General features: G+C 47.4%; 19 protein-coding genes. All 19 read right to left on the bottom strand.

The genetic code is table 11. From position 1 onward, the window contains the following. Positions 1-224 precede the first annotated feature (224 nt). Positions 225-1,946 (bottom strand): phospho-sugar mutase, encoded by a 1,722-nt coding sequence (locus CS562_RS17865; RefSeq protein ID WP_099857629.1) that lies wholly within the window; start codon positions 1,944-1,946, stop codon positions 225-227. Positions 1,947-2,003: 57 nt separating this feature from the next. Further along, a complete protein-coding gene (gene fabZ / locus CS562_RS17860; RefSeq protein WP_063567749.1) occupies positions 2,004-2,435 on the bottom strand; it encodes a 3-hydroxyacyl-ACP dehydratase FabZ in 432 nt (143 codons plus the stop codon). 482 nt (positions 2,436-2,917) lie between these two features. Next, positions 2,918-3,142, bottom strand: coding sequence for a DNA-directed RNA polymerase subunit beta (locus tag CS562_RS17855; protein WP_024632706.1), 225 nt, complete (start codon positions 3,140-3,142; stop codon positions 2,918-2,920). A 12-nt stretch (positions 3,143-3,154) separates the two neighbouring features. Beyond that, positions 3,155-3,994: a flagellar hook-basal body protein gene (locus CS562_RS17850; RefSeq protein ID WP_076287600.1), complete on the bottom strand. Its 840-nt coding sequence runs from the start codon at positions 3,992-3,994 to the stop codon at positions 3,155-3,157. A gap of 637 nt (positions 3,995-4,631) precedes the next feature. After that, positions 4,632-5,516, bottom strand: coding sequence for a flagellar hook-basal body protein (locus tag CS562_RS17845; protein WP_064641898.1), 885 nt, complete (start codon positions 5,514-5,516; stop codon positions 4,632-4,634). Between the two features lie 103 nt (positions 5,517-5,619). After that, positions 5,620-6,618 (bottom strand): rod shape-determining protein, encoded by a 999-nt coding sequence (gene mreB, locus CS562_RS17840; RefSeq protein WP_076287598.1) that lies wholly within the window; start codon positions 6,616-6,618, stop codon positions 5,620-5,622. A gap of 219 nt (positions 6,619-6,837) precedes the next feature. Then, the gene (spoIIID, locus tag CS562_RS17835) at positions 6,838-7,125 is read right to left on the bottom strand and encodes a sporulation transcriptional regulator SpoIIID (protein ID WP_024632710.1); all 288 of its coding nucleotides are present in this window, start codon (positions 7,123-7,125) and stop codon (positions 6,838-6,840) included. A gap of 171 nt (positions 7,126-7,296) precedes the next feature. After that, positions 7,297-8,037: a M23 family metallopeptidase gene (locus CS562_RS17830; protein WP_099857627.1), complete on the bottom strand. Its 741-nt coding sequence runs from the start codon at positions 8,035-8,037 to the stop codon at positions 7,297-7,299. Positions 8,038-8,820: 783 nt separating this feature from the next. After that, positions 8,821-10,167, bottom strand: a complete 1,347-nt coding sequence (spoIID, locus tag CS562_RS17825) for a stage II sporulation protein D (protein WP_099857625.1) — start codon at positions 10,165-10,167, stop codon at positions 8,821-8,823. Between the two features lie 460 nt (positions 10,168-10,627). Continuing rightward, on the bottom strand, positions 10,628-11,974 hold the full coding sequence (gene murA, locus CS562_RS17820) for a UDP-N-acetylglucosamine 1-carboxyvinyltransferase (RefSeq protein WP_083678749.1): 1,347 nt from the start codon (positions 11,972-11,974) through the stop codon (positions 10,628-10,630). A gap of 519 nt (positions 11,975-12,493) precedes the next feature. Beyond that, positions 12,494-12,751, bottom strand: a complete 258-nt coding sequence (locus CS562_RS17815) for a DUF1146 family protein (RefSeq protein ID WP_062321714.1) — start codon at positions 12,749-12,751, stop codon at positions 12,494-12,496. 602 nt (positions 12,752-13,353) lie between these two features. Next, positions 13,354-13,758: a F0F1 ATP synthase subunit epsilon gene (locus CS562_RS17810; protein ID WP_076287595.1), complete on the bottom strand. Its 405-nt coding sequence runs from the start codon at positions 13,756-13,758 to the stop codon at positions 13,354-13,356. A gap of 62 nt (positions 13,759-13,820) precedes the next feature. Further along, positions 13,821-15,224 carry a F0F1 ATP synthase subunit beta gene (gene atpD / locus CS562_RS17805; RefSeq protein ID WP_024632716.1) on the bottom strand — a complete coding sequence of 468 codons (1,404 nt, stop codon included), beginning with the start codon at positions 15,222-15,224 and terminating at the stop codon, positions 13,821-13,823. A 96-nt stretch (positions 15,225-15,320) separates the two neighbouring features. Next, positions 15,321-16,193 (bottom strand): ATP synthase F1 subunit gamma, encoded by an 873-nt coding sequence (atpG, locus tag CS562_RS17800; RefSeq protein ID WP_076287594.1) that lies wholly within the window; start codon positions 16,191-16,193, stop codon positions 15,321-15,323. Between the two features lie 171 nt (positions 16,194-16,364). Next, the gene (gene atpA, locus CS562_RS17795; RefSeq protein WP_076287593.1) at positions 16,365-17,879 is read right to left on the bottom strand and encodes a F0F1 ATP synthase subunit alpha; all 1,515 of its coding nucleotides are present in this window, start codon (positions 17,877-17,879) and stop codon (positions 16,365-16,367) included. 16 nt (positions 17,880-17,895) lie between these two features. Continuing rightward, positions 17,896-18,444 (bottom strand): F0F1 ATP synthase subunit delta, encoded by a 549-nt coding sequence (locus tag CS562_RS17790; protein WP_076287592.1) that lies wholly within the window; start codon positions 18,442-18,444, stop codon positions 17,896-17,898. After that, on the bottom strand, positions 18,441-18,929 hold the full coding sequence (gene atpF, locus CS562_RS17785; RefSeq protein ID WP_024632720.1) for a F0F1 ATP synthase subunit B: 489 nt from the start codon (positions 18,927-18,929) through the stop codon (positions 18,441-18,443). Before atpF ends, CS562_RS17790 begins: the two co-directional genes overlap by 4 nt. A 114-nt stretch (positions 18,930-19,043) precedes the next feature. Next, positions 19,044-19,268 (bottom strand): F0F1 ATP synthase subunit C, encoded by a 225-nt coding sequence (gene atpE / locus CS562_RS17780; RefSeq protein WP_017691934.1) that lies wholly within the window; start codon positions 19,266-19,268, stop codon positions 19,044-19,046. 78 nt (positions 19,269-19,346) lie between these two features. Continuing rightward, positions 19,347-20,165: a F0F1 ATP synthase subunit A gene (gene atpB, locus CS562_RS17775; RefSeq protein WP_076287591.1), complete on the bottom strand. Its 819-nt coding sequence runs from the start codon at positions 20,163-20,165 to the stop codon at positions 19,347-19,349. Positions 20,166-20,207: the final 42 nt, after the last annotated feature.

The raw sequence follows: 20,207 nt of genomic DNA, 5'->3' as shown, positions 1-20,207 counted from the left end.
AAGTGTTGGAACCAAATGCACGTTCAGCTCATGATTTTCATTGCATAATAGTGAATAAATACCGGATACAAACAGCTTGTGTCAACAAACGTGCATCTATCCGCAATTCATCCAAAATAGACGTAGGAACTCACCCTTTTTACCTAAAAGAAAAGCCCCTCCGCCAACCAACCTTACGGTGCGGAGAGGCTTTCTCATGTTCTTGCTCAGTACTGCATTCGTATTTATTGTGCGTCTACACGCGTCATCACCGTAGTAGCCAAACGTTCAATACGGCTTTCGGCGTCTTCCAGGTTCTCTCCGCGCACAGCGAAGTATACTTTGATCTTCGGTTCTGTTCCCGAAGGACGCAGGCAGAACCATGATCCGTCTGCCAAAATAAATTTCAGAACGTTCTCTTTCGGCAAGCCATCCAAGCCAAGGGAGTAATCCAGCACATCTTGCACAACGATACCGGCTACTTCTTGTGGCGGATTAGAACGCCAGTCGGTCATTTTCGCCTGAATTTGAGCTACGCCATCCTTGCCTTTCAGCGTACGGGACTCCAGCTTCTCCAGGAAATATCCGAATTGGCTGTACAGCTCTTGCAGGACATCATAGAGCGTTTTGCCTTGGTTTTTATAATAAGCAGCTGCTTCAGCAATCAGCATTGCAGCCAGGACTGCATCCTTGTCACGTGCGTAGCTGCCTGCCAGGTAACCGTAGCTCTCCTCATAACCGAACAAGAACGTATGACTGCCGGTTGCTTCGAACTGGTTCATTTTTTCACCGATATATTTAAAGCCTGTCAGGGTGTTCATCACTTCTGCACCGTAATGCTCAGCAATGACCGCTCCCATCTCGCTTGTTACAATCGTTTTGACAACCGCGCCGTTTTTCGGCAGTTTACCTGTTTCTTGCAAGCGGCTCAACACATAGTGCACCATGATAGCTCCGGATTGGTTACCCGAAAGTACGAAATACTTGCCATCCTTGTCTTTCACTACCGCACCCATGCGATCAGCATCCGGATCTGTACCGATCAGAATGTCCGCACCCACGGATTCACCCAACTTCATTGCAAGCGTAAATGCTTCGCGCTCTTCCGGGTTAGGGGACTTCACTGTGGAGAATTCAGCATCAGGCTGTTCTTGTTCTGCCACAATGTGAACCTGCTCAAAACCGATCTGTTCCAACACACGACGTACAGGCACATTACCTGTTCCGTGCAGTGGAGTGAAGACGATTTTGAAATCACGGCCGACGCCGGATTGAATCAGGTCACGACTGAGGCTCAGGCTGGCAACGGTATCAACAAATGCCTGATCTTCCTCTTCCCCAAGCCATACGAGCAATCCTTGAGCTTCGGCTTCTTCCTGCGTCAGCTTTTTCACATCCGCGAGGGAAGGAACTTCCTGAATGTATTGAATGACTTTCTCCGCTTCGTGTGGTACCAATTGGCCACCCTCGTGGTTGTACACTTTGTAGCCATTATATTCAGGAGGATTATGACTCGCTGTCACCACAATACCGCCGGTTGCTTGCAGATGACGTACACTGAAGGAAAGCTGGGGCGTAGGACGCAGGGATGTAAACAACTTAGCCACAATGCCATTTCCAGCCAGAACCAAGGCAGCATCCAGTGTGAACTCAGGTGAGAAATGACGGGAATCATGCGCGATCACAACAGAAGGTTTACCTTCTTTGTCGCCATGCTGCTCCAGCAAATAACGGGCAAACCCTTGCGTTGCACGCCCCACGGTATAACGGTTCATCCGGTTGCTTCCCGCTCCGATCACACCACGCAATCCACCTGTACCAAACTCCAGATTTCTGTAAAAACGATCCTCCAGCTCTTTCGGCTGATCCTGCAAATCACGAAGCTCCTGTTTCGTCGCTTCATCAATCGAAGCATCCTCCAACCACTGCTGCAATGTTTGTGCTGCTGTTGTGCTTAACTGTTCCATTCCTGCAAACCCCTTCCTTCTATATAAAATTCAATGAACTGCTGAACGATACAATCATTAGCTTGGGTCAGACAGTGCGAACATGATCTCGCCTTCAGCTACTACTTTGTCGCCTACTTTGGCTGTAGCTTTGCCTTTACCAATTGAACCTTTGAGACGCGTAATCTCCACTTCCAGCATCAATGTATCTCCAGGCACAACTTGTCCACGGAATCGGAAATTGTCCAGTCCCGCCAAAAAGCCGATTTTGCCTTTGTTGCCTTCCAAATTAAGAATGGCTACTGCACCGACCTGTGCCAATGCTTCTGTAATCAACACACCCGGCATTACCGGATACTCTGGAAAATGACCAATGAAGAACGGTTCATTAATGGTTACATTTTTCAAACCAACGGCACGTTTGCCATCCTCTAATTCTACAATCTTGTCCACCAGCAGAAACGGGGGACGGTGCGGAATAATTTCTTGGATCTGTTTGATATCGAGCACAGTGTAATCTCCTCTCAGGGTCATTTATATGAGATTCTCCATCATGATTGAAGTTAAGCGCAATAGAGGTCGTTACGGTTACGGATCATTCTTTCGATCGCTGTTGTCCCCGAATTTTCTGATACATTTTAGAGTTGTCTAAAATTCGGTGACAAAGGCGAGCGCTTCGCTTCTTCTGAACGATTCCGTTCCCTCCACTTACTTTAGTGCGGAAGCCGTCAACCCCAACATGATCAAGTCGATGCTCATATAAAATGTGGTTTTCATTTAATTTGTATGAAAAGCATATTTTCAGTTAACACTAGTTATATCCTTCATGACTGCAGTAGTGAAGGTTGAGATAAGGGGTCTCTCTTCGCGATGACGAATGTCTTTCGCAGGGGAGGCCTCTTTTGACGTCAAACGTCATCCATCATTATACTGTTTTCAACGCCAAAAAGAAAACTCCTGCCTGCGCAGGAGTTTTCGCATATATCGTTCATCTACGGAGCGAACACCAAATCATATACATGTTCCCATGTACTCCACTGCAATACGGAACCGATATCCTGTTTGCCCAGTACCACGTAGCCAGCCACCAATCCGCCAGCGAGGGCAAGAACAAGCAGGACCGGAACCAAAAACCATCTTGCGATGCGCCATCCACTCTTCTTCTTCTTGACTTTCGTCTTATCCGGCTTGCTGTTCTGCTGCTGTGTATCTGTCATCACATTCACCTTTTATGCTCTCATATTGTTGGCAAGACCCGACATGGAATCACTGGATGTCAGTGCGCGTGCCGCCAGTTGGTAAGTCCGCTGTCCTTGCATCAGCAAAGCCATCTCTTGTGTCAAATCCACGTTGGATTGTTCAATGTAGCCTGCACGGATCATGGCTGTCGCTTCACGTGTAGCTGCATTGGCTCCAAATACATCATCCTCGGTCAGACCCGCATCCAGACCAAACAGGTTATCCGCATACTGCACAAGCCCTTCCGGGCGCTCGATATCAACGAGTTGCAATTGGGCTCCAATCGTTGCGTTGGCTTCATTGCCACGACGGATCAACAGATTGCCTTTTTCATCAAATGCAACCTTGCTGTTATTCGGTGCCGTAATGCGATTACCTTGACGATCCAATGCAAAGTGGCCTTCGCCATTGACCAATACCATCATATCTGGCGCATTGGGATTCGTTTTGGGTCTTGTATCAGGGACAAAATGGAATGCACCCTGACGCGTCCACATTTTCTCACCATTTGCTTCAACTGCAAACATTGCATTTCCTTCAATTGCCAGATCGGTAGGATTGCCTGTCTCATTGAGTGTACCTTGAGTCATATCCTTTGTCACATCAGCCAAACGTACGCCAAACCCGAGGTTGTATCCCATCGGGGTGGAGCGTCCATCCAGCTTGTACTTGTCCGGTTGCTGCTGCACACGTGTCAGTACATCTTCAAAGGCTGCTTGCTTACTCTTATAGCCTGCCGTATTTACGTTGGCAATATTATCGGAAATGACATCCAGACGCTGCTGTATTCCGGTCATGGAGACCATTGCACTAATCATGGAATTATTCATTCGGTGGTTACCCTCCCTGGTTCTACCCTCCCAAACCCTCCCTGGTAGGGAGGGCCCCAGATGGCGCTGCCCTCTGGACTCCCGAAACAGGAGGAGTGGGTGCGTGGGGTATGATCTTGCTAAGCGACGGTGGTGTATGTGCGCCGCGACTGCCCAACTAATATTTACGCCATGGTTTTACATGGCTAAATATTAGTTGGGCACGCTCTTTGTGCGGCGAGTAGCTCCGCGTGGTCTCTCCTTGCTTTGCTTCGCAAAGGACTGTCGAGACCGTCGCTACGCTTGGGGTAATGCTGCGCAATCCTCGCATAGGCTCGGTTGCGTTTAGACCTTTGCGCTCCGCGTGGTCTCTCTTTGCTTTGCTCTGCAAAGGACTGTCGAGACCCTCGCTGTGCTTAGGATAATGCTGCGCAATCCTCGCACGGGCTCGGCTGCGTTTAGACCTTTGCGCTCCGCGTGGTCTCTCCCTGCTTTGCTTCGCAAAGTACTGTCGAGACCGTCGCTGCGCTCGGGATAATGCTACGCAATCCTCATATAAGCTCGGCTGCGTTTTGGCTTGCGCTTCGCGTGAGCCTCTCTGCTTTGCTTCGCAAAGGGCGTTTGGCTCTTCGCTACGCGGCTATATTATACGTTGGCGTTATACACGCCCAACTTCATTGACGGCTTTATCCAGACTGCGGTCGTAGAATTGTACGACTTTCTGGTTCGCTTCATAAGCACGAAATGCTGCATTCATATCTACAGTTGCCTGTGATGCATCTACATTCGAACCTTCCAGGTAGCCCTGACGGATCTGCACATTATCACCGGCAGCCATCATCCGGGCCGTTGCTCCATTCTGATCATTCAGGCTGAAATTACCATCGCCTTGACGTACCAGTTGGTTGGGTTGATCGATGACACTGATTCCCAATGTTACACCTGTGGGTGCACCCGTCTCTGCATTAACAAGACGACCTTGCTCATCCACTTTAAATTGGTCTACCGAGCCTGTCAACACAACAGGTTGTCCATTATTATCCAGAACTTGTGAACCTGTTGAGCTGAGCAGCTGTCCAGTTCCTGTAACCTCGAAGTGACCATCACGTGTATATCTTGTGTTTCCTTCTGCATCCTGTACTGTAAAATACGCCTGAGGTTGGTAAGTTACCGTGCCATCAGCTCGTACAAATTTGCCCGAACCGTCAAACGGGACAGGTTGTCCTGTCTGTGGATCATTCACGGCCAGATTGGACGAAATGGCAAAATCACTCTTTTGCCCACTTTCCATAATGGCTCCCTGCAAATTCATGGACAAACTTTCTTCCGCGAACACACCCGTGTTCAGCTTGCCCAGCCGCTTTGTCGGAAGATTAGCGTCTCCGCCTACCAAAGTAATGAGCATTTCCGGGAAAGAACGGCTTACGCTGTTCACTTGTTTATATCCCGTTGTGTTCATATTTACGATATTCTGTGTTGCGGTGTCATGGCGGCGTTGTTGCGTTATCATTCCCGCGGTAGCGGTGTACAGACCTCTTAACATGTATTAACCCCTCTCCTCAGATGAGCGCTTGTCCTTCATTACAGGCTGCTTGTCCGTTCTGCTTCCCGAGCTTGGGCGAACCTTTGCTTTTTATATCGGCAGATTAGAACTTTTTCTTAACCACTTGATCCAAATTATTCAGCATAATGCCTGTCCCCTTCACGACACAATGCATCGGATCCTCTGCAACCCATACCGGTACATGCAATTCATTGGACAACAGTTCGTCCAGTCCGTTCAGCAAAGCGCCTCCTCCTGTCAACACGACACCTCGGTCAATAATGTCCGCTGACAATTCCGGTGGCGTCCGCTCCAATACCGACTTAGCTGCAACGATGATGGATTGCACGGAATCCCATAGCGCCTCTTGCACTTCATTCCCCGACACCGTTACGGTAACAGGCAACCCGGATACCATATCCCGACCGCGAATGTCCATCTCTGTTTGACGTCCGCCCGGATGTACGGAACCAATCGCAATTTTGAGATCTTCGGCTGTACGTTCACCGATCATGAGTTTGTATTTGGCTTTGATAAACTTGATAATCGCTTCGTCGAACTTGTCCCCTGCGACTTTAATAGAAGAGGCGGTGACTACGTCGCCCATAGACAGGACTGCAACGTCAGTCGTTCCGCCGCCGATATCCACGACCATATTGCCGCTCGGCTGAAAAATATCCATCCCCGCACCGATCGCTGCCGCTTTCGGCTCTTCTTCCAGAAATACTTCTTTGGCACCGCTGCGCTCAGCAGCTTCACGGATAGCCTTCTGCTCCACGGAAGTAATGTTGGTTGGTGCACAGATCAGAATACGCGGGTGGCTGTACCAGCTTCTTGCCCCCACACGATTAATGAAATGTCTAAGCATAGCTTCCGTAATCTCGAAGTCCGCAATAACACCGTCACGCAGCGGTCTAATGGCAACAATGTTACCTGGAGTACGCCCCACCATACGACGCGCTTCTTCCCCAACAGCAAGGACCCGCTTCGTATCGCTTTCAATGGTCACGACGGAAGGTTCATCGAGGACGACCCCACTTCCTTTCACGTGAATAAGCACGTTCGCCGTGCCAAGATCAATACCGATATCCTTGCTAAACATAAAAGAGCCCCCAAAGTGATATTATTTGGTCAGCGTATCCTGTGAAAAAGAGTCCCTTATCACGTCACCGCTCGTTCGACAAAGTGCAACATATATATGTAAAAATCGGGCTGATAAGATGTCATAATTCGATCCTGTACCAGCTTTTAACATATCATACTTCAGGGGAGGGATTCAATGCATGTGTGAGCTTTTTGGCCTACGTCTTTCCGCAGGTCCCTACGATTTAGCGGAAGCCAACACCTCGCGTTTTTTACCGCTTGTTTTTTTGTATTTAATTTTGGTCGCTTCACCGCCCCGCAAATGACGGATGGACTTATGATACTCCAGAATGTGTTTCACCTGGTCAGCAAGATCAGGGTTGATTTCCGGCAGACGCTCCGTCAGATCCTTATGCACAGTACTCTTTGACACGCCGAATTCCTTGGCTATGGTACGGACCGTATTCCTCGTCTCAACAATGCAGCGACCAATTTTTATGGTCCGTTCCTTGATGTAATCGTGCACGCTCCCGCCTCCCTACTGTGTGGATAGTTTGGTACATTATATGAGGAGCATGCCTATATATTCGCGGTTTAAAGGTGTGACAAGCTTCGAAGGTCCCATTATTTTCTGAAAAGCACAAAAAGAGCAGAGGATAAATCCCTCTGCCCATCATGTCGCTGCGGTAAAAATCATTTATTTTTCCGGAAGATATCCTTGCGGGTTAACCGGTTGTCCGTCTTCGTAAACTTCAAAGTGAAGGTGGTTGCCCAGCGTTTTTTCCAGTTCATTAACGCCAGCCGATGCAATTGCATCTCCTTGCTTCACTTCATCATCCTGTTTCACTTTGACGTCAGCCAGGCTTTGGTATACGGTTTTGAGGTTATCACTGTGCGTGATTTCCACAACTTGACCTGTCAGCGGGTTTTGTTCAACCCGGGTAACTTTTCCGCCGAGTGCTGCTTTGACTTCGAACGTTTTGTTATCCCCACGTGCCAGATCTACACCCGTGTTCGGAATAAATGTGTCATTGTACTGCACCATCGCTGCTTCATGTTCCTCACTTGAAGCTTCGTTGTCATAGAAAGGTTTTACTACCGAAATTTCTGACGGAACCGCTACTGGCCATACAAAATTCTCCGACTTTGCAACAACTTCCACACTTTCCTGTTCTCCGTTAACCGCTGTTTCTTCTGTACCCGCCGATGCGCCTGTTTCTACTACCCCGTTAGCAGGGTCCGAGTTCAGCGTTTTGTCGCCTGTGCCCTGATAGACCCACACTAAGGTTAGTATAATGCCTGCTGCTGCGATGTAGGCTGCCGGGAAGACCCAACGTTTGGACATTGCTCTTTTCCATGAAGAGGGCTGGCTAGCCGGTACTCCTTGAGTTGTTTTAGGAGTTTCTTCTTGGACTGATTTTTTGTTTTGTTCATTCATCTTAATCACCTCAGTAACAAGTGTTACCGGGTGCAACTCTTTTATACACGCGCGACTCTAATTATTTTCACGGAGCTTTCAAAGAGTGCTATATATGCTGAGATGAGTGTTAGTACGTGCACCGCTTCGGGGCCAGAAAACCTTTCGACCGGCTGTTACTCCCAGATTTCTTCTATCACCTTCTTTAAAGGTGAAATCCGGGAGTAAAGGCGGACACTTCGTTTCTACAGGCCTTTTCTGTCCCCTGCGCTCTCCATACGCTCGCACACTCCGCATATATAGCCAAGTCTTGAAAGCCCGGAAGGGGTGGTTGGTAGAGAAACCTGGATTGGCTGTAATAAGCCATTCCTTCTATGAAGTGAGTTGATGAAATCAATTTAACGTGATTATTAGGTAGGATGAGATTAGCTATATTAGGCGATATAAGACGTCTGGGATTCGTTAGATTGCTCCGCTAGAGTAGCGAGAAGAGAAAGCACAGGGACGAAGAGGCCGCTCTAATAATTATTTCTAACGCAAACAATTCGGGAGCACTATAATACTACCAGATACCTTTCTAACAATACTGTGCGCTTTATTAGCAGAAGGACAGTTTTCTGGAAAATAACATATCATCATGTCTTATGACAGTAAAACTTCTAACGAACCTGATCGACGCTATTGCGGCATTTCACGTCCACAAGGTGACTCTGATTCTTTAACTCTCCAACAGAGAAGATGGGGAACCTGCACAAATCACTGTTCAACTGCTGGTTTTATCTTTATCCATTCATTCCAGTGTTTCTACTTCGATGCCAGCATCTTGGATGCCTGTCCGAAGGAGATGCCGGTGTAGTAGTGTTTGAGAATCTGGGTTGCGGTGTGACCCTCCTGTGCCATGCCGTTGGCTCCCCATTGGCTCATGCCGACTCCATGACCGTATCCATACGTTGTAATTTGAACCTCGTCTCCATCGGTCTTCCAGCTGAACTGGCTGGATCGAAGCCCAAGCAGCTTTCGAACTTCCGGCCCGCTAAACGTTTTACCTGCAATCTGCATCACCTTGATGCGATGGCCTTGCGTTGTAGACAATACTTCCATCCAGCCACCGCTTTGCTGCGCACTCACAGGGATAGCATTTGCACCCAGATTCAACTTTTGGAGAATCTCACTGCGCTTCATGGTGATGGTTTCTTCAAAGCCGGGAGCCAGATTTTTATCCCACGGACTCGCTACACTTTGCAAATAAGGTACTGGGTTGCCCCAGACATCCTCAGCATTCTCCGTATACCCATTACTTGTGGAGAAAAAGGATGCAGTAATTGCCTTGCCTTGATATGTCATGACGGAATCTTTGCTTTCGCGGACAGCCTGCTGCAGCTTCTCCCATTCCTTCGCTTTCCCCAGACGTGTCCAGTCCGCTCTTACTTGTTCTGGTGGTATAAATACCTGATGACTCACAGTATCCGTTACATCCGCTTCTCCTGAAGGTACACCGCTTGTATCGTTGGCTGCCAGTCTTCTCACAATAAATGTCCTTGCAGCAATGGCCTGTGCCTTCAGAGCTTCCAATCTGAACTCCGCTGGCATCTCGGCAGCGACTACTCCGGTAACATAATCTTCAAGCGGGAGATTCATCGTTGTACCGGTTGCGGACAGGTATACCCTTACTTGGGGTTCAGGGTAGGTAACGGGTACAGCTGGAGAAGGTGCTGGAGTCGTTACACTGCCTGTACCAGGTGGGACAGGGATCGGTTTAACAGAATCATCCGTCCGCGGCCAGACTAGAATGGCGGGGATCAACAGCGCAAGTGCCAGTACTGCCGATACAGCCGCTGCCGGTTGCCAGCGAGTGTTGTTCTTGCCCCATCTGCGGCCTCGGCCGAACGTACGCATTCGGCGGCGCTTCACACGGCGAAACTGGTCTAATTCAATGACAGGTATGTGTATACGTGCCGTAGTGTGTTGAGCTGACTCCTGTTTGGTGGCAGCCCCTCTAGGAGATGTTGTTATGGGCTCATCTGGAACAGTTCTGATGTTCGTTGAAGCAAGCTTGTCTTTTTCCACACCGAAACCAGCAATCTCTTCTGGCTCCTTCACTAGTGGACGAGGGACAAGAGGTACCTTAACCTGCACACGAGCTTCTTTCATTTTGATATAACCCTCCGTTGTCCATGGCCGGACAAGCGCCGGTCCTTTTGTTCAAATCCATAGTTTAGGGTATGAGCTGCGTGGATCTGATAGAACCTGATTTAAGAGAAACGAAGGCATTCCATATGTGGCGATTTCCAACTTAATTCTGCTATGTATTATTAAAAAACATTGATCTGTCGCGGAATCCGGTTCCATAAGGTACCATCCGTTCCTCAAAAAGCATGCTCTTTCATTTGTTCAGAATTGGTACAGAATACGATGTTATGCTATATAAGTTAAGACCAGCTATTAATAGAATCAGGTACTGATTCAGTTGATTGTTGAACACAAAAAAAGCCAAGCCAGATGGCTTAGCTTTTAATCTGAATTTAAATGACAGTACGCATGCTCTCGTCTCCGCAATTTACAATGATGTATGATTAATACTAGAGAGCAACGCTTATTGTCTAATTCGATGTTATGCCCAAGTCGGTTGTACTTTGAACAGTGGTACTTCTTCCCCGACTTTTTCATTCGAAGCTTTAACTGCATCCAGCTTAGGCTCTTCAACCGAAATACGATAAATATCGGCTCCAAGTCCGTTAAGCTTCTCAGCGAGATGTACGTAGCCACGGTCGATGTGATGAACACCGCCCACTTCCGTTGTACCTTCAGCAACAAGACCCGCGATAATAAGTGCGGCACCCGCACGCAAATCGGTAGCTGTTACTTTGGCACCCTTCAGCTTGGCATTGCCCGTGATGATGGACGAACGTCCTTCAACTTTGATCTCCGCATTCATCAACTGGAATTCATCCACATGCATGAAGCGATTTTCAAAAACAGTCTCTGTTACAACAGAAGTTCCTTCAGACGCAAGCAAAAGGGCCATCATTTGGGATTGCATATCGGTAGGAAAACCTGGGTATGGTAATGTTTTCACATCCACAGCCTTGAGCGGACGATCTGCAATGACACGAACGCCATTCTCGTCAGGATGAATGGTTACACCCATTTCTTCCAGCTTCGCAATAACAGAACCCAAGTGGTCTGAAATCGCACCTTCGATATACACATCACCACCGGAAATTGCAGCAGCAGCCATATAGGTACCTGCTTCAACCCGGTCAGGAATGACGGTATGCTTCACGCCAGACAGTTTCTCCACACCTTCGATGCGGATGACTCCTGTTCCGGCACCTCGTACTTTTGCACCCATTCCATTCAGGAAGTTGGCAAGATCCACGATTTCTGGTTCTTTTGCCGCGTTCTCCAGAACAGTTACACCTTCAGCCAATGTTGCAGCCATCATAATATTTTGAGTGGCACCTACGGAAGCCACATCCAGATAAATTTTCGCGCCACGCAACCGTCCTTGGCTACGAGCTTCTATATAGCCTTGGCCCAAGCTGATCTCAGCGCCCATGGCTTCAAAACCTTTCAAATGCTGATCAATAGGCCGTGTACCGATGGCACATCCACCAGGAAGCGAAATTCTTGTATGACCCATACGCGTCAACAATGGCCCCATGACCAGAAATGACGCCCGCATTTTACTTACCCATTCATACGGTGCCTCACAGGAAGTAAGTTTCTCCGCATTTACGGTAATCACTTCGTCCCGGTATGTAACACCCGCTCCTAGCGATTCCAACACCTTGTTAATCGTCATCACATCGTCTAGAGGAGGAGCGTCAATAATAACGCTTTGTCCTTCTTCCCCTAAGAGAGAGGCAGCGATGATCGGAAGAACAGAATTTTTAGCGCCGCTAACTTTGACACTTCCGGTCAACCTTTTGCCACCGCGGACGATAAATTTGCTCATCATGGTTCCCTCCGCGCTTTTATTCCCTTTTCTTCATTCCGGAATACGTGAGCCCTTCTGTAATAGAAAAGACTGTTGCTGTGTGTGGAATTTCGACATAGCCTGGCAAATAATGCCCTTATGTCTATTCAGAAAAGAATTGGTTTATAATCCATATCGATGATACCACGTGCGTTGCATGATGCCCTCCGACTTGTAAATGTAATGCCTTACAGGCCAGCAAGCATCTGAACAGACAGAATGGGATGATTATTAGCCGGATTCAACCGGGTATCCCGTTTATAACCACAAAATAAGTGAACAATTGTGAATTCCCTAACTTCCATCATAACATTGTTGAATTGTACGATACAAGCATTTTTACATAAAACATCTCAAATTCATCCAATTCCACGTCACACTTTTTTCTTAATTCATTTGCCGACAACTCATACTCTAATTGTTAACACAATTAATCGATGTTATTCGACATTGAACTGCTTGAAGAACCTAACAGATGATTAACCAACCATCTCAACATTAAAACAAATGGCGCAACATTTGTGTCCATGACAAATAGTCAATGACAAAGCCTGAAACAGCATGCCCAAGTATAATGGCCAACAGTAAATGTAACAGTCTTCCCTGTGCTCCTCGTGGCTGCCTGATGATTAAATCCAGCTTGAGATTCTGCAAAGCCCACCACGACAACGCTATACATAAAAGAGAGACGATAATTGAGACTAAGCCATTCGTACTTAATGTCTGGTTCAACTGATTCGTCAGGTCAGTATCCATATATTCATTACCTCCACATTTGTTGCAGCGATCAGCATAATTATGCCTGGCATCCATAACTTGTTAGAACGATGGAATGACTTGAACACAACATACCGAGCCTACTGTCAGACTTACTCCTGCCATGCAGGAAATCTGGATGCCCAATCCGGAGCAGCAACAATCTGGCTGTGAATGACTATGGAATTCATCAACGCAGCTTCCTGCATCTGCTGACTCTATGGAATATAGGCTCTTTCATCATACATTGTCAATTACATTGATTTCCACTTTGATATTATTTTAAATTCAAAATGCCGGGATTTTGTGACTAAAACGACATAAAAGAGCGTTATTTCGATATCGATCCTGTCATTTCCTCGGAAATAATTCAGATTTCCGTCGTTAAAAATGGTTCCAACAGTGATCATTATCGCCACGACTTTAGTCCTACATTCTATTCAACTGCCCATAAACGGTGAATACAATTAACTTTATTTGCCGTTAAATCAAGCACTTTAACCGCAGATAATGTCCATATATTTTACTGTAATTGGAAAAGATAACACTCCAAAAACTCAAAAAAGCCTGGCAGACTAAGCCGCCAGGCTCCGATGAGTAGTTTATTTGCCGTATACGTTGATCCGGTTAACCGCTTTTTGCAGAGCAATCTCTGCCCGGCGGTGATCAAAATGGTCCTGATTGCTTTGGCTGCTGAGACGGCGTTCTGCCCGCTCTTTCGCCGCACGCGCACGGTCCACATCGATATTTTCCGGGAATTCGGCACTTTCTGCGAGCACAACAACCTTATCTTTACGGACTTCGATAAACCCGCCACCAATAGCGACGCGTTTGCTTTCTTTTCCGTTTTTGATATAGATCGGTGCGATCTGTAAAGGTGTAACCATAGGGATATGGCCTGGCAGAATGCCCAGCTCCCCTTCAATACCACGAGCCGTGATACTATCCACTTGTTCTGAATATACCAGACGCTCAGGTGTTACGATTTCCAACAAAAAGGTGCTCAATTCCATCCCTCCTGAAACTATCCGAAGGATAGCTCGCTTCTAAGGACAATCCTGGATTCAGATTATACCAGTGTTTTGGCTTTCTCCACTGCCTCTTCAATTGTACCCACGAAGAGGAAAGCTGCTTCCGGAAGATCGTCGTGCTTGCCTTCGAGAATTTCTTTAAAGCTGCGCACCGTTTCTTTAACCGGAACGTATTTACCCGGAATACCGTTAAATGCTTCAGCAACGTGGAAAGGCTGGGACAAGAAACGTTGAATCTTACGAGCACGGTAAACGAGTGCTCTGTCTTCCTCACTCAACTCATCCATACCCAGAATCGCAATAATATCCTGCAATTCATTGTAACGCGCCAAGATGCGTTTAACGCCTTGAGCTACGTTGTAATGCTCTTCGCCTACAACTTCAGGGGACAAGATCCGGGAGCTGGATGCCAACGGATCTACCGCAGGGTAGATACCCATCTCTGAAATTTTACGTTCCAGGTTCGTCGTTGCATCCAAGTGGGCAAACGTCGTTGCTGGAGCCGGGTCAGTATAGTCATCCGCTGGTACGTAGATGGCCTGGATGGACGTTACCGAACCTTTTTTGGTCGAAGTGATACGTTCTTGCAGTTGACCCATTTCCGTTGCCAGCGTAGGTTGGTAACCTACCGCGGAAGGCATACGTCCGAGCAAGGCAGATACTTCTGAACCTGCTTGGGTGAAACGGAAGATGTTATCGATAAAGAGCAACACGTCACGGCCTTCTTCATCACGGAAGTATTCCGCCATGGTCAGACCTGTGAGGGCTACACGAAGACGTGCGCCTGGAGGCTCGTTCATTTGTCCGAAGACCATTGCTGTTTTGTTGATAACGCCTGAATCACTCATCTCGTGATACAAGTCATTACCTTCACGTGTACGCTCACCAACACCTGCGAATACGGAGATACCGCCGTGTTCTTGTGCGATGTTGTTGATCAATTCCTGAATCGTTACGGTTTTACCTACACCGGCACCACCGAAGAGACCGATTTTACCACCTTTGGCGTAAGGAGCCAACAAGTCGATAACTTTGATTCCTGTCTCCAGCATTTCAGCTTGGGTAGTCAGTTCATCAAATGCAGGAGCCGAGCGGTGAATCGGATTTTTATGTGCAGCAGCTACAGTGCCGCCAGTATCAATAGCTTCGCCGAGTACGTTAAATACACGACCCAGTGTCGCTTCCCCAACAGGTACAGAGATTGGAGCTCCTGTATCTACGGCTTCCATACCACGAACGAGACCATCCGTGGAGGACATCGCGATACAACGTACCCGGTTGTCACCCAGATGTTTCGAAGCTTCGAGTGTCAGATTCACACTTACGCCGCTTTCGCTTACTGTAGTGATCGTAATGGCATTGAGGATTTCCGGCAGACCGCCGCGATCAAACTCGACGTCAACAACCGGACCCATGATGCTCACAACGCGTCCTTTGTTCATCTTAACGTTCCCCTCCTACAAGCCTGCTAGTTTTGCAGAAATAAAGTTCCGTTCTCTGTTATCTCTGCACTGCAAGCCTTCATTAATAAAAAACGGTTAGCCTTGTGCTGCGTTGGCACCTGCCACAATTTCCGTAATCTCCTGCGTAATCGCCGCTTGACGAGCACGGTTATAGGTCAATGACAAATCGTTGATGAGTTTCGATGCATTTTTGGTTGCATTACCCATCGCAGTCATTTTGGCACCCAACTCACTCGCCTTACCATTCAGAAGTGCACCGTAGATCAGCGTTTCCGCATAACGCGGTAGCAAAACTTCCAGTACAGCTTCAGCTGAAGGCTCGTATTCGTAGCTTGCCGTCGGTCCTTCCGCAGCAGTTACCTCAGGTGTTTCCATCGGAAGAAGTTTTTCTACCGTAGGAATCTGGGTCAACGCATTCACAAAGCGGTTATAACAAATGTACAATTCATCAAATTTAGCCAGCTCAAATCCTTGAACAGCTTCGTGTGCAATGGATTTGATGTCTGCAAATGCTGGTGAATCGGATAGATCCGTTGTAGTGGATGCGATCGCAATTTCGCGCCGTCTGAAATAATCGCGTCCTTTACGCCCAATGACGAACAATTCGTAGTCATCCTGAGAGTTGTGTTTTTCTTTGAGTGTCAGATTAACCTGACGCAAAATATTTGCATTGTAACCACCCGCAAGACCACGGTCCGATGTAATGATTAGATAAGCTGTCTTTTTGACCGGACGGCTCTCCAGCATCGGATGTTGAATTCCCTGCGTGCTTGATGCAATACTAGCCACAACTTCTTTCAGTTTCTCCGAATAAGGACGAGCTGCTTCCGCTTTTTCCTGCGCTTTACGCAGTTTTGCAGCAGCAACCATCTCCATTGCTTTGGTGATCTGCTTGGTGCTTTGTACGCTTTTAATTTGCCGCTTTATTTCGCGCATGCCTTTTGCCATGATTTCACCACCTTCAAGTTTTGACGTAGTCAAAACTACTTCGTAAGCATTCAATAGTTTTGACCAAGTCAAAACTACTTCGTAAGCATAATCTTACCTTTGGCGGAGCCAAAGTTATACATGCAGACATGCGGAATCGGTTAAACAACTCCGCAACTGCATATCATCTATTTAGACGGAGACAGAAAAGCTCTTTCTGAACTTCTCGATAGCGCCCTTCAGAGCATTCTCATTGTCTGCAGTCAATTCTTTAGTATCACGGATGGATTGAAGAATCTCAGGATGGCTGCTCTCCATGAACGCAAGGAATTCTTGTTCAAAACGAGTCACATCACCTGTAGGAATTTCATCCAGGAATCCTTTAACCGCTGTGTACAAGCTGACAACCTGTTGTTCTACAGGCAAAGGCTGGTTCACACCCTGTTTCAGGATTTCCATCATGCGAGCACCACGATTCAGGCGGGCCTGAGTCGCTTTATCCAGATCGGAACCGAACTGGGAGAACGCTTGAAGCTCACGATATTGAGCGAGGTCGAGACGCAGGGAACCTGCAACCTTTTTCATCGCTTTGATCTGAGCAGAACCACCAACACGGGATACGGAGATACCTACGTTGATCGCCGGGCGTTGTCCAGCATTGAACAAGTCAGCTTCCAAGAAGATTTGTCCGTCCGTAATGGAGATTACGTTTGTCGGAATGTAAGCAGATACGTCGGAAGCTTGTGTTTCAATGAACGGCAGTGCGGTTAAAGAACCACCACCAAGCTCATCATTCAGCTTCGCTGCACGCTCCAGCAAACGGGAGTGCAAGTAGAAGACATCACCCGGATAAGCCTCACGACCCGGTGGACGGCGAAGAAGCAAGGAGAGTTCACGATATGCGGAAGCTTGTTTGGTCAAATCATCGTAGATAACCAACACGTGCTCACCTTTGTACATAAAGTACTCACCCATCGAACAACCGGAATACGGTGCGATGTACAACAATGGTGATGGATCAGATGCTGCTGCAGTTACAACAATCGTGTACTCCATTGCGCCTTTACGACGAAGAGTTTCTACGACTTGTGCAACTGTAGATTGTTTTTGACCGATAGCAACGTAGATACATTTCATGCCGCTGCCTTTTTGGTTCAGGATCGCATCAATTGCGATTGATGTTTTACCTGTTTGACGGTCACCGATGATCAACTCACGTTGTCCGCGACCGATTGGAACCATTGCGTCAATCGCTTTGATCCCTGTTTGCATCGGCTCATGAACTGATTTACGATCCATTACGCCTGGTGCTTTACCTTCAACCGGACGGAATTCCGTTGTAGCGATTGGCCCTTTGCCATCCACTGGAATACCGAGCGGGTTAACAACGCGTCCAATCAATGCTTCGCCAACAGGCACTTGCATGATTTGACCGGTACGTTTTACTTGGTCGCCTTCACGAATATCATAGTAAGGTCCCAGGATAACGACACCAACGTTGCTCTCTTCCACGTTCATGGCGAGTCCCATAACACCGCTTGGGAATTCAACCAACTCGTTGGACATTACGTTCTCAAGTCCGTATACACGAGCAATACCATCACCGACCTCAATAACTGTCCCGACTTCGACTACATCGATATCGGTTTTGTATTGTTCGATCTGGCTCTTAATTAATGTACTGATTTCTTCTGGTTTGATACTCAAGTGTCCTCACCCCAATCTACTGTACTCGTCTGTTAAAAGACTGCTCAAGACGTTCGAGCTTGCCAGCCAAGCTGCCGTCATAGATCGTATCGCCAATGGCGACTTTCAATCCGCCCAGCAGAGTCGGATCAACAAAATTCTCGATACGAATCTTTTTATTCACACGGCCACCGAATTCACGAGCAACCGCTTCTTTTTCTTCATCATTCAATGCATAAGTCGAGTAGACGCGCGCATCAGCTATGCCGAGCGACTCGCCTTGGATCTTCAGATAATCATTCAGCAAAGCTTCCAGCAATTCAACGCGTCCGCGCTCAATCAACAGCAGAACCGTGCGAAGGACAGGCTCGGACACCTTTCCATCAAGGCTTGAATGAAGGACATTCTGCTTTGCTTCGTCCGAGATGTTGGGAGATACGATGAATTTTTCGATATCAGCATCCCCAGTCAATGCACTGACAACCACACGCAGTTCCTGTTCAACTTCAAGTACCTGCTGCTGCTGAAGAGCAACTTCGAACAATGCTTTCGCATAACGCTTGGCAACTATCGTATCGCGGCTCATTGTCGGCCTCCTACCTCATTGAGGTATTGGTTCACAAGTTCCTCTTGTGCAGGACCGTTCTCAACTTCTTTTTTGATCAATTTGGAAGCGATTTGAACGGAAGCTGTACCCAGTTCGCTGCGAAGCGCTGCGACAGCTTTGTTCTTCTCACTCTCAATCTCACGTACAGCATCGTCTTTGAGACGATTAGCTTCCGCTTTCGCATCAGCCAAGATCGATTCGGCTTGTTTACCGCCCGTTTGTTTGGACTGTTCAATGATGTCGTAAGCATCTTTGCGCGCTTGCTCCAGAGCTTGTTTTTGTTCCTCCACATAGGCAATGGCCTGTTCCCGAGTCTGAGCAGCCTCATTCATCTGCGTCATCACGAGTTCACGACGTTTTTCCATAATGGAGAACAAAGGCCCGAAAGCATAACGGCTAAGCAGCCAATATAAAATTGCAAATGCAATAATCGCAAGAAGCGTATTTTCCCATACGAAACTCAATCTGTTCACTCCTTCCTGGAGGTATCCTTGAAACGTCATCCGTTAGAACGGACATTACCTAAAAAGAAGGCGCGGATGGCTATGGCCTTCCCCGCCAAACCTGTATCGATTTAATTAAGCCATACCGTAGAACATGAACGCCAGTACCACACCGATGATCGGCAATACTTCGATCAGACCTACCCCGATAAACATTGTTGTTTGAAGAGTGGATTTCGCTTCCGGTTGACGAGCGATACCTTCCACCGTTTTGCTGATTACCATACCGTTACCAATACCTGCGCCAAACGCGCCCAGTCCTGCAACAATTGCTGCTGCGATTAATGCCATTGCTCCCATTTGTATATCCTCCTTAAAATGTTAAATCGAATTTTTTATTGTTCAGCCTGGTGAAGAAATCTTCGTAGGGCTTGAAACTTAATGTTCGTCATGCGTCTCGATGCTTTGTGAAATGTACACCATCATCAAGATTACAAAAACAAATGCCTGGATTGCGCCGATAAAGATACTAAAGCCCTGCCACACCATAAGCAACGGAATCGCTGCAATGGCACCAAACACTTTGAACGTGGTCAGCTTCAGGATCGTTGTAATCAGTACCTCGCCCGCGAAAATATTCGCGAACAAACGCATTCCGTGTGTCAGCAGCTTGGATGCCGTCTCTATCAGATTGATCGGCAAGAACAAGGCGAACGGTTTAAGATAATGCTGGAGATATCCTCTTGTGTTACGGAACAATCCGAGTCCATGAGATACCAGGAATGCTACGAGTGCCAGTCCCATCGTTACAGACAAGTCGGCTGTCGGTGATTTCCACCAAGCCAGTTCAACGTGTGGATGTGCTTCAGGGTCCTTGGCATGCGCTTCGTTAAACGCATCAACAGCAGTGACAATCGGTTGATTGAATACCTGCGCCTGACTAACCTCCGTAACTTCAGTAACCGCCTGAAACGGAAGACCTAGCATATTACCTACAAAAATGAACATAATCATGGAAAGAGCGAGAGAGATAAAATGTTTCCCTTTCTTCATATCCATCGTGCTGGAAATCAGATTGCGGACGAATTCTACTGCCCACTCCATAAAATTTTGCAGCTTGCCGGGATTTTCAACGGATAATCTACGTGTTGCCAGTACAGCAAAAATGAAAACAAGTGCACCTGTAACCACCAGCATCAACAGAACCGATAGATCCAGTCGAAATCCGCCAAGCATAATAATTGGAGCTTCATGCATATTTTTCTCACCCCTTTCTCGACTTGAAAGCTGCAGCACCTA

The sequence above is a fragment of the Paenibacillus sp. LK1 genome (assembly GCF_002750415.1).
GTDB lineage: Bacteria > Bacillota > Bacilli > Paenibacillales > Paenibacillaceae > Paenibacillus > Paenibacillus taichungensis.
Note: the sequence above shows the minus strand (reverse complement) of the source record. Positions and strands in the feature narration are given on the sequence as shown.

Excerpts from the sequence above, each read along its gene's own strand:
- atpG (WP_076287594.1), bottom strand. The coding sequence starts at position 16,193 with ATGGCAAAAGGCATGCGCGAAATAAAGCGGCAAATTAAAAGCGTACAA.
- CS562_RS17845 (WP_064641898.1), bottom strand. The coding sequence starts at position 5,516 with ATGTTAAGAGGTCTGTACACCGCTACCGCGGGAATGATAACGCAACAA.
- atpD (WP_024632716.1), bottom strand. The coding sequence starts at position 15,224 with ATGAACAAAGGACGCGTTGTGAGCATCATGGGTCCGGTTGTTGACGTC.
- atpE (WP_017691934.1), bottom strand. The coding sequence starts at position 19,268 with ATGGGAGCAATGGCATTAATCGCAGCAGCAATTGTTGCAGGACTGGGC.
- murA (WP_083678749.1), bottom strand. The coding sequence starts at position 11,974 with ATGAGCAAATTTATCGTCCGCGGTGGCAAAAGGTTGACCGGAAGTGTC.
- CS562_RS17815 (WP_062321714.1), bottom strand. The coding sequence starts at position 12,751 with ATGGATACTGACCTGACGAATCAGTTGAACCAGACATTAAGTACGAAT.
- CS562_RS17850 (WP_076287600.1), bottom strand. The coding sequence starts at position 3,994 with ATGAATAATTCCATGATTAGTGCAATGGTCTCCATGACCGGAATACAG.
- mreB (WP_076287598.1), bottom strand. The coding sequence starts at position 6,618 with ATGTTTAGCAAGGATATCGGTATTGATCTTGGCACGGCGAACGTGCTT.
- CS562_RS17790 (WP_076287592.1), bottom strand. The coding sequence starts at position 18,444 with ATGAGCCGCGATACGATAGTTGCCAAGCGTTATGCGAAAGCATTGTTC.
- CS562_RS17855 (WP_024632706.1), bottom strand. The coding sequence starts at position 3,142 with ATGACAGATACACAGCAGCAGAACAGCAAGCCGGATAAGACGAAAGTC.
- CS562_RS17830 (WP_099857627.1), bottom strand. The coding sequence starts at position 8,037 with ATGAATGAACAAAACAAAAAATCAGTCCAAGAAGAAACTCCTAAAACA.
- spoIID (WP_099857625.1), bottom strand. The coding sequence starts at position 10,167 with ATGAAAGAAGCTCGTGTGCAGGTTAAGGTACCTCTTGTCCCTCGTCCA.
- atpB (WP_076287591.1), bottom strand. The coding sequence starts at position 20,165 with ATGCATGAAGCTCCAATTATTATGCTTGGCGGATTTCGACTGGATCTA.
- CS562_RS17865 (WP_099857629.1), bottom strand. The coding sequence starts at position 1,946 with ATGGAACAGTTAAGCACAACAGCAGCACAAACATTGCAGCAGTGGTTG.